Annotated in this window: 8 protein-coding genes; 2 read left to right on the top strand and 6 right to left on the bottom strand. The window is 73.5% G+C overall.

What is annotated here, in order from left to right:
• Window positions 1-9 precede the first annotated feature (9 nt).
• From ACOJUF_RS06835 to ACOJUF_RS06820, 4 genes are all read right to left on the bottom strand, one after another.
• Window positions 10-906 (bottom strand): ACT domain-containing protein, encoded by an 897-nt coding sequence (locus ACOJUF_RS06835; protein WP_420121111.1) that lies wholly within the window; start codon window positions 904-906, stop codon window positions 10-12.
• Window positions 903-1,697 carry a thymidylate synthase gene (locus ACOJUF_RS06830; RefSeq protein WP_420121110.1) on the bottom strand — a complete coding sequence of 265 codons (795 nt, stop codon included), beginning with the start codon at window positions 1,695-1,697 and terminating at the stop codon, window positions 903-905. The genes ACOJUF_RS06835 and ACOJUF_RS06830 overlap by 4 nt, the downstream gene beginning before the upstream one ends.
• A 36-nt stretch (window positions 1,698-1,733) precedes the next feature.
• Complete coding sequence (locus ACOJUF_RS06825; protein WP_420121109.1) at window positions 1,734-2,009, bottom strand: GlsB/YeaQ/YmgE family stress response membrane protein; 276 nt, start codon at window positions 2,007-2,009, stop codon at window positions 1,734-1,736.
• A gap of 86 nt (window positions 2,010-2,095) precedes the next feature.
• On the bottom strand, window positions 2,096-3,727 hold the full coding sequence (locus ACOJUF_RS06820; RefSeq protein ID WP_420121108.1) for an alkaline phosphatase D family protein: 1,632 nt from the start codon (window positions 3,725-3,727) through the stop codon (window positions 2,096-2,098).
• 73 nt (window positions 3,728-3,800) lie between these two features.
• On the opposite strand from ACOJUF_RS06820, the gene ACOJUF_RS06815 reads away from it, so the two are divergent.
• Entirely contained in the window at window positions 3,801-4,634 is an 834-nt protein-coding gene (locus ACOJUF_RS06815; protein WP_420121107.1) for an inositol monophosphatase family protein, read from the top strand.
• 6 nt (window positions 4,635-4,640) lie between these two features.
• Here ACOJUF_RS06815 and ACOJUF_RS06810 read toward each other — a convergent pair whose 3' ends face one another.
• Window positions 4,641-5,201, bottom strand: coding sequence for an isochorismatase family protein (locus ACOJUF_RS06810; RefSeq protein ID WP_420121106.1), 561 nt, complete (start codon window positions 5,199-5,201; stop codon window positions 4,641-4,643).
• A gap of 55 nt (window positions 5,202-5,256) precedes the next feature.
• On the opposite strand from ACOJUF_RS06810, the gene ACOJUF_RS06805 reads away from it, so the two are divergent.
• On the top strand, window positions 5,257-7,122 hold the full coding sequence (locus ACOJUF_RS06805) for a Na+/H+ antiporter (RefSeq protein ID WP_420121105.1): 1,866 nt from the start codon (window positions 5,257-5,259) through the stop codon (window positions 7,120-7,122).
• 18 nt (window positions 7,123-7,140) lie between these two features.
• On the opposite strand, the gene ACOJUF_RS06800 is transcribed toward ACOJUF_RS06805, so the two are convergent.
• On the bottom strand, window positions 7,141-8,511 hold the full coding sequence (locus tag ACOJUF_RS06800; RefSeq protein WP_420121104.1) for an MFS transporter: 1,371 nt from the start codon (window positions 8,509-8,511) through the stop codon (window positions 7,141-7,143).
• Between the last annotated feature and the right edge of the window lie 440 nt (window positions 8,512-8,951).

The raw sequence follows: 8,951 nt of genomic DNA, 5'->3' as shown, positions 1-8,951 counted from the left end.
GGCCGGCGGTCAGTCGGTCCGGGTGTGGGCCAGCGCCGCGAGCGCGGCCATCGCCCGGTCCGCCTGCGCCGCCGGGACGAACAGGTGGTCGTGGTGGAAGCCGGCGACCACATTGCACGCCATGCCGTCGTCGGCCAACGCGCCGGCGACGGCCGCGGTCAGGCCGACGGCGTCGAGCGCCGATGGCACCCGCAGCGTGATCTGCCGGCAGCGGAACCCGCCCGGCAGGCCGGCCGCGGCGGCCTCGTCGGCCGGCAGGATCAGCGTCAGGCCCTCCGGCTCCCGCACCGTGGCGACCGGGGACAGCCCCGCCGGCACCGCCGGCCCGGGCACGGTGCAGTACTCGAACTCCCCGGCCAGCAGCTGCGGCTCCATCGACCGGACGAGGTCGGCCAGGTCGCGGAGCGGACTCCGCCGGGTGTAGGTCGCGAAGACCAGACCGTCCCCGTCCTCCCGGCCGGTGATCGCCCAGATGCCGGGGTCGATCGCCGGGAACACGGTGTCGCCGGGCGCCTCGCGGTCCAGGTGGGTGATCTCCAGGCGGTCGGCCCGGTCGATCGCCTGGGCGTAGATCTGGCCGCCGCCGACCACCATGATCAGGTCGTCGGTGGTGGCCGCCATGGACAGCGCGGTGTCCAACGAGTCGGCCACCTCGGCCCCGTCGGCCCGCCAGGCGCGGTCCCGGGTGATGACGATGCTGCGGCGCCCGGGCAGCGCGCCCATCGACTCGAACGTCCGGCGACCCATCACCATGGGGTGGCCCATGGTGATCGATCTGAACCGCCGCAGGTCGGCCGGGATGTGCCAGGGCATGCCCCCGTCGGCCCCGATCACCCCGTTGCGCGCGACGGCGGCGACCAGGACCACGGTCGGGGACGGGGCCGCGGCGGCCTCTACCCGGGTCATACCGCGATGGGCGCCTTGATCGCCGGGTACGGGTCGTACCCGCGGATGACGATGTCGTCGAGGGTGAAGGCGTCGATCTCGGTGACGTCGGGCTTGAGCTCGAGTTCGGGCAGCGGCCGGGGGGTGCGGGTCAGCTGCAACCGGGCCTGGTCGAGATGGTTCGAGTACAGGTGCGCGTCCCCCAGGGTGTGCACGAACTCGCCGGGCCGCAGCCCCACGACCTGCGCCATCATCGCGGTCAGCAGGGCGTACGAGGCGATGTTGAACGGGACACCCAGGAACACGTCGGCCGACCGCTGGTAGAGCTGGCAGGAGAGCCGGCCGTCGGCCACGTAGAACTGGAACATGGTGTGGCAGGGCGGCAACGCCATCTCGTCGACCTCGGCCACGTTCCAGGCCGAGACGATGTGTCGCCGGGAGTCGGGATCGGACCGCAGGGACCGCACGACGGCGGCGATCTGGTCGATGTGCCGGCCGTCGGGAGCGGGCCAGGACCGCCACTGGTGCCCGTAGACCGGACCGAGCTCGCCGTCGGCGTCGGCCCATTCGTCCCAGATGGTGACCCCGCGCTCCTGCAGCCACCGGACGTTGGTCGAGCCCTGCAGGAACCACAGCAGCTCGACGATCACCGAGCGGGTGTGCACCTTCTTGGTGGTCACCAGGGGAAAGCCGTCGGCCAGGTCGAAGCGCATCTGGTGGCCGAAGATGCTGCGGGTGCCGGTCCCGGTCCGGTCGGACTTGACGGTGCCGGTGGTCAGGATGCGATCCATCAAGTCCAGGTACTGCTGCATGGCCCCGACTCTATCGCCGTCGGCGGGCCGGCCGGGTCAGCGGCGCGAACGGTCCCCGGGGGCGCGGCCGGTCGCCAGTTTGTAGACGCCGGCGACGACGATGGCCCCGATGATCGACCCGATCAGACCGGAGGGCCGGATGTTGAGCCCGTCGCCGAACAGCAGGCTGATCAGCATGCCGCCGACGAAGGATCCGATCAGCCCGGTGACGATCGCCGCGGTCCAGTCGATCGGGCGCTTGCCGCTCCGGAAGACCAGCTGCGCGGCCGCACCGGCCAGCATTCCCACCAGGATGATCGCGATGATGAGCACGGGGCATCACGTTACGCGATGGGGCCGGTGCGACGGCCCGGGTCACCCGCTCCGGGTGACGGCGCGCCGCCGACCGTTCCGGGTGTTCAGGCCAGCCGCAGCCGGGTGATCTCGTGCAGTTCGGGGTGGCCGGCGTCCGGCCCCGCTTGATCGAGCCAGACCTGGGCCCGCGGACCGTCCAGGGTCAACGACATGACGTCGTTGCCGAACAGCGGGCCGGCGAGCCGGTGCCAGCGGGTGGACGGGCGGGGGATGCGGGCGACGGTCCCGATGACGACGCGCACGGATCGTTCGGCGACGGCGCTCCAGCCGGCCCGGAAGGCCAGCTTCATCACCGCCGGCACCCGGTTGTGCAACGGCGAACAGGTGAGCTGGTACACCGCGGACCGGGTGCCGCCGGCCATGGATGCGGCCGCGATGTAGGCGTGGTGCACGTCGCCGGACAGCACGCACACCGTCGACGGGGCGCCGGCGGCGCCGCCGTACTCGCCGCGGCCGACCGCGGCGATCAGCCCGGCCAGCCGCTCGAAGGACCGGCCGAAGGCGGCCCAGTGCTCCAGGTCGAGTCCCCGCCGCAAACCCTCCGACAGCCGGGCCACCAACCGGCCCCGCCTGCCGGCGCACAGGGCCTCGTTCCAGGCCTCGACGTCGTGCAGGGCGGGCGCCATCAGCCAGGGCAGCGAGGTGCCGATGAGCAGGTGGTGGTAGTCGCCGGCGAGCTGGTCGGTGATCCAGTCGAACTCGGCGTCGCCGATCATCCCGCGGGTGCCGTCCAGGACCCGCCCGCAGCGGGAGTCGATGACCAGCAGCCGCACCGGGCCGAAATCGCGCCGGTACGACCAGCGCGCGCCCTTGGCGCCGTCGGCCTCGGCGTCGGCGGCCTCCGCGAACGTGCGCAGCAGCGGCTGCACGTCCTGGCCGGCGCGGCGGACCCGCTGGTAGAGCTCGTTCTCGGCCAGTTCGGCGGGGCCGAGGTTGCCCAGGTGCTGGTACACCCAGTACGAGGTCAGCGCGCCGACGATGCGGTCGTGCCACCAGGGCTGGGCGGCCATGTCGCGGCGCCAGGAGTCCGAGGTGTTCCAGTCGTCACGCACGTCGTGGTCGTCGAAGATCATCGAGGTCGGCATGGTGGCCAGCAGCCAGCGCACGTCCGGGTCGGTCCACGACTCGTGGTAGAGCCAGGTGTACTCCTCGAAGTCGGCGACCTGCTCCTTGGCGCCCTTGGTGATGTCCCGGCGCCGCCGGATCCGTTCCTGCGTGCCGGCCGAGGTCTCGTCGGCGTAGACCTGGTCGCCCAGCAGCAGCAGCGCCTGCGGCCACTGCTCCTCGGGCTGGCCGACCAGCCGGCGGGACAGCGAGGCGAGCGCGTCGGCGTCGTACTTGGGGTCGTCGACGGCCGCGGAGCTGGCGTACCGGCACGAGCCGAACGTGATGGTCACCGGCCGCTCGGCGTCCACGGTCCGGATCCGGGGCGCGGGCCGGTCGTCCCCGGGCGGTGGCCAGACCGGCTCCCCGTCCAGGGTGACCTCATAGGTGGTGCTGGTCCCCGGCTCCAGACCGCGGACCTCGACCAGCGCGTAGTGGTGGCCGCCGACCGTCCAGGTGCGCTCGGTGGCGCCGAGAACGCCCACCTCGCACGGCGTGTCCGTTTCCACCCAGATGGTCGCGTCCGTCGTTCCGACGTGCCGCAGCAGCGGTCCGAGGAGCAGTTGGGTCACCGCCCCTGTGTACCAGGCCACACCCCGACCCGCCCGGCATCGTGGGCGGTCCAGCGCTGGCTACGGTGGGGCGGTGACCGCGACACTCTCCGATCCCGAGCTGGCCGCCGACCTGGTGACGACCGCGGGGCGGCTGGCCGCCCGCATGCGCGCGGAGGGGCTCCGGGTCGAGGAGAAGACCAGCATCAGCGACGTCGTGTCCGATGCCGACAAGGCGGCCGAGGCGCTGATCGTGGAGCGGCTGGCGGCCGAGCGTCCGGCCGACGGGGTGCTGGGCGAGGAGGGGGCGGCCGCCCCCGGCCGCCGGACCTGGGTGATCGACCCGGTCGACGGCACCTACAACTTCGTCTCCGGCCTGCCGGCCTGGTGTTCGGCGCTGGCCCTGGTGGACGGGCCGACCGACGGCCCCGCCGACACCGCCGACACCGCCGACACCGCCGGGGAGGACGTCGACCCGGTGCGCGATCTGGCCCTGGGGGCGATCTATCAGGCGACGACGGACGAGCTGTGGCTGGGCGGGCCGGCGGTGCCGCCCACCCTGAACGGCGCACCGCTGCCGCGCATCGTCGACCGCGAGCTGGCCGAGGTCGCCATCACCACCTACCTGCACCCGCCGCGCCTGCGCAATCCCACCCTGCGCGACGGGCTGGTCCGGGCCATCGCCGGCGCCGCGTCGGTGCGCATCATCGGCTCGGGCTCCATCGAGCTCGCCGCCGTCGCCGCCGGCCGGCTGGGCGTCTGGCTGCACGCGGACCCGCCGCTGTGGGACTGGCTGCCGGGCGCCGCCCTCGTCCTCGGGCTGGGCGGCACCACCGCGGTGTTCGAGTACGGCGGCCACACCTGGCACGCCGCGGGGCCGGCCACCGCGGTGGCCCAGGCCCGGGCGGCCGTGCTCGGCTCGAGCTGATGCCGGTCAGCCGGCGGCGTCGAACCTGACCTCCGTCGACGGCACCGTGCCGGCGCTGCGGCCGGGGGCCTCCTGGAAGCTCCAGTACAGGTTGGTGTGGGCGATCACCGCGTCCGGCGGCGGCGCCCCGTAGGCCGTCAGGTCCTCGGTGGTGTGGGCGTCGCCGACCAGGACCGCGTCGTAGCCGCGGACCAGGGCCCCGTGCAGGGTGGAGCGGATGCAGGCGTCGGTCTGCGCGCCCGTCACCACCAGCCGGCCCACCCCGAGCCGGGCCAGTTCCTCCTCCAGGGTGGTGTCCTCGAACGAGTCGCCGTACCGCTTGTGGACGAGCGGTTCCGCGTCGGCCCGGACCAGCTCGGGCACGAACTCCCACGGCGCACTGCCGGGCGGGAACTCCGCGCTGCTGTGCTGGACCCACACGACGGGCACCTGCTCGGCCCGGGCCCGGTCGATCAGCCCGTTGATCGTCGCGACCACCTCGTCCCGCCGGTAGCTGCCGTTCACCACCCCGTTCTGCACGTCGATGACCAGCAGTGCGGTGCGGGGGCGGTCCTGGAGTGTCGTCATGGCGCCACCCTAGGACCGGGCCCCGACAGTGCCGCCGGGATGCGACGATCGGCCCGTGCAGACCGCTTTGTGGATCCTGGCGTTGATCGCCACGGTGACCGTTGCCAGTGTGATCGCCCAACGCCTCGGGGCGCCCGCCCCGCTGCTGCTGGTGGTGATCGGCATCGGCGCCTCCTTCCTGCCGTTCGTCGAGCCGTTCGAGCTCAGTCCCGAGCTGGTGCTGGTGGGCCTGCTCCCGCCGCTGCTGTACTCCGCCTCGATCCGCACCTCCCTGGTCGACATCTCGGCCAACCGGCGGTCGATCGCCTGGCTGGCGGTCGGCCTGGTCGTCGCGACCCCCCTGATCGTGGGGTTCGTCGCCTGGCTGCTGATCCCGATCCCGCTGGCGGCGGCCTTCGCCTTCGGCGCCGTCGTCGCCCCGCCCGACGCGGTGGCGGCCACGGCGATCGCCCGCCGGATCGGCCTGCCCCGCCGGATCGTCACCGTGCTGGAGGGCGAGTCGCTGCTCAACGACGCGACGGCGCTGGTCGCCCTGCGGACCGCGATCGTCGCGGTGGGGGCGACGGTGAGCCTGTGGGGCGTGACCCTGGACTTCGTCTGGGCCGCGGCCGGCGGCGCGGTCATCGGCTTCGCCGTCGCGCTGCTGCTGTCCCTGGTCCGGCGCAAGGTCTCGGACCCGCTGATCGACTGCACGATCTCGTTCATGGCACCGTTCCTGGCCTACCTGCCGGCCGAGGAGCTGCACGCCTCCGGGGTGATCGCAGTGGTGACGGCCGGCCTCGTGCTCGGCCACAAGGCGCCGATCATCCAGAACGCCACCTCCCGGATGAACGAGCGGATCAACTGGGAGACCATCCAGTTCCTGCTGGAGAACACGGTGTTCCTGCTGATCGGCCTGCAGGTGCGCCGGATCGTGGACAGCCTGGGCGCCACGACGCTCTCGTTCTGGACCATCGCCGGGTTCTGCGCCGGCGTGCTGGTGACGGTGATCCTGGTCCGGCCGCTGTGGGTCTTCCCCGTCGGCCTGTTGCTGATCCGGCCCCGCGGCAGCACCGACGAGGCCTTCTCGTGGCGGTCCACCGCGGTGGTGTCCTGGGCCGGGATGCGCGGAGTGGTGACGCTGGCGGCCGCGTTCGTCATCCCGGCCTCGGTCCCGAACGTGCAGGTCCTGGTGCTGGGCGCGTTCGTGGTCACCGCGGGCACCCTGCTCATCCAGGGCCTGAGCCTGCCCTGGCTGGCCCGCACGCTCCAGGTCCGCGGGCCGGACGCCCGGGAGGACGCGCTGCAGGAGGCCACCGTGCTCCAGGCGGCGGTGGAGGCCGGCCGGCACGAGCTGGACCGGATCGTCACCGACCGGGACGACGAGGACGTGGTCCGGGTCCTGCGGGCCCGGGGCGAGTCCCGCCTCAATCAGGTCTGGGAACGCCTAGGCGACACCGGCGGCGACGAACCGCCCAGCGAGCAGTACCGGCGGCTGCGGACGGCCATGCTGGCCGCGGAACGGGCCGCGGTGCTCAAGATCCGCAAGGCGGGGGAGGTCGACTCGGAGGTGTTGACCGGCGTCATGGAGGCGCTGGACGTCGAGGAGTCCATGATCGACCGCCGGGAGGCGCGGGCCGAGACCGACCTGGAACGCACCCTGGTCACGCCCGAGCCCGCGGCCAACCTGTGCGCCGATCTGGACGCCGCGCCGCTGGCCGCCACCCCGCAGACCCCGGACGGCTGCGCGGACTGCTTCCGCGAGGGCACCCGCTGGGTGCACCTGCGCCTGTGCCTGACCTGCGGCAACGTCGGGTGCTGCGACTCGTCGGTCGGCCGGCACGCCACCCGGCACTTCAACGACACGGCTCACCCGGTGATGCGCAGCTTCGAGCCGGGGGAGGCGTGGCGCTGGTGCTACGTGCACGAGGTCCTCGGCTGAGGGCCGGCCAGCCGGCCCTCAGTCCTCGGTGAGCGGCACGGGGTCGGGGGCCGCGACCGGCAGGTCGTCCAGCGGGTGGGCGAGCTCGTCCGGCCCCAGCTTGGCGATCCACAGCGTCAGGACGGCCAGCACCGCCGAGCCGATCCCGGCGACCAGGAACGCGGTGGTGATGCCGACCGCGTCGCCGACCGGACCGGCCAGCGCCATCGAGATCGGCATCAGCGCCAGGGACACGAAGAAGTCCAGGCTCGACACCCGTCCGAGCAGCGCGGGCGGCACCCGGCGCTGGAGCAGGGTGCCCCACACCACCTGGGCGGCCGAGTGCACGAAACCGACGACGAAGCAGGCGGCGGCGATGACGCCGAGCAGGTCGGTCAGGCCGATGACGGCCAGCGGCAGCGACCCGACGCCCCAGGCCAGGATCATCAGGGTCAGGTAGCGGCGGGGCAGCCGCATGCTGGCGGCCGTCAGCGAGCCGAGCGCCCCGCCGACCCCGAACGCGGCCAGCGCGGCGGCGAACGCGCCGGGGCCGCCGCCGGTCTGGTCCTTGACCGCGAACGGCAGGAGCACCTCGATCGGCCCGATGACGATGAGCACCAGCACGGTCGCGAACAGCAGGGTGGCCAGCAGCCACCGGGTGCGGACCATGTAGGCGAAGCCGTCGCGGACGTCGGTGACGGCGCTGCGCAGCGGATGCACGTCCGGATCGAGCTCCCGCCGCACGGCGGTCGTCCGCATGGCCCAGAGCGCCGACGCGGTCCCCACCTGCAGGACGGCGACGAGCGCGAACGCGGCCCCGGGCGACCAGGCCGCGATGACCAGGCTGGCCACCAGCGGGCCGAGGCCCTGCATGACCGTGGGCCGGAGCATGCCCTCGATCCCGTTGGCGGCCAGCAGCTCGTCGGGGTCGACCAGCGCCGGCAACCAGGCCGAGTAGGCCGGGTAGAAGAAGCCGTCGGCCAGGCCCAGCACCAGCCCGATGACGGCCAGCTGCCAGATCTGCACGACCCCGGTGAGGGCCAGGACGGCGGCCGTCGCGAAGCCCAGGCCGCGCACCGCCTCGACGACCAGCAGGATCCGGCGTTGCGGAACCCGGTCGGCCACGACCCCGCCGATCAGCACGGACAGGGTCAGCCCGAGGGCGGACCCGAAGGCCACCAGCGACAGGTCGGAGGCGGTGCCGCCGAGCTGGATGACCTGCCAGACCGACGCCACCAGCCAGATCCCGACGCTGCACAGCGAGCAGGCCAGGGCGGTGGTGAGCCAGCGGTACTGGACCTTGCGGAAGGGGCGCAGCGCCCGCGGCAGATGCAGCGCCCGCGGCAGACGCAGCGCCCGGAGGGCGCGGGGACGGCGCCGATCGCGGTCGGGGGTGCTGCGCTGGGTCATGACGGGGCTCCACTGCTCGCGACGGTCGACCGGGCGGATCGATGCGTGCCCGGGCGTCCCCGATGCTGCCCGATCGGCCCGGTTCGATCCACTGCTTTGCCGCACGGCCCGGGAGGTGACCGGGGTCACCACAGATGATCATGTGACCGGCGCTCCGGGCCGCCTCCACCGGCCGGTCCGGCCGGCTGGCTAGGCTGGGCCGGGTCGAGCGGGATCGCCGGTCCCGACGGCCGCGGGTGGCGGACCTCGGGTCCCGCAGCGCGGTCGTGGCGGCCGAACACTCGGATGGGGTTGAAACTGTCGATGCTCCGCACCGGTCCGCAGTGGCTCGTGCCCAAGCTGCGGCAGTGGGGCTCGACGAACCCGGAGGCACCGGCGGCGGTGTCCGCGCCCGGCTCCGATGAACGGCCTCGGCCGGAGCCGGACGCCGGCCCCGGGTC

Origin of the sequence: Nakamurella sp. (assembly GCF_048594475.1) — a bacterium.
Lineage (GTDB): Bacteria > Actinomycetota > Actinomycetes > Mycobacteriales > Nakamurellaceae > Nakamurella.
The sequence above is the reverse complement of the archived record's forward strand: the minus strand, read 5'-3'. Positions and strand labels throughout refer to the sequence as shown.

Bases quoted from the DNA above. Each gene is read 5' to 3' on its own strand.
- ACOJUF_RS06830 (WP_420121110.1), bottom strand. From the start codon at position 1,697: ATGCAGCAGTACCTGGACTTGATGGATCGCATCCTGACCACCGGCACC.
- ACOJUF_RS06835 (WP_420121111.1), bottom strand. From the start codon at position 906: ATGACCCGGGTAGAGGCCGCCGCGGCCCCGTCCCCGACCGTGGTCCTG.
- ACOJUF_RS06810 (WP_420121106.1), bottom strand. From the start codon at position 5,201: ATGACGACACTCCAGGACCGCCCCCGCACCGCACTGCTGGTCATCGAC.
- ACOJUF_RS06800 (WP_420121104.1), bottom strand. From the start codon at position 8,511: ATGACCCAGCGCAGCACCCCCGACCGCGATCGGCGCCGTCCCCGCGCC.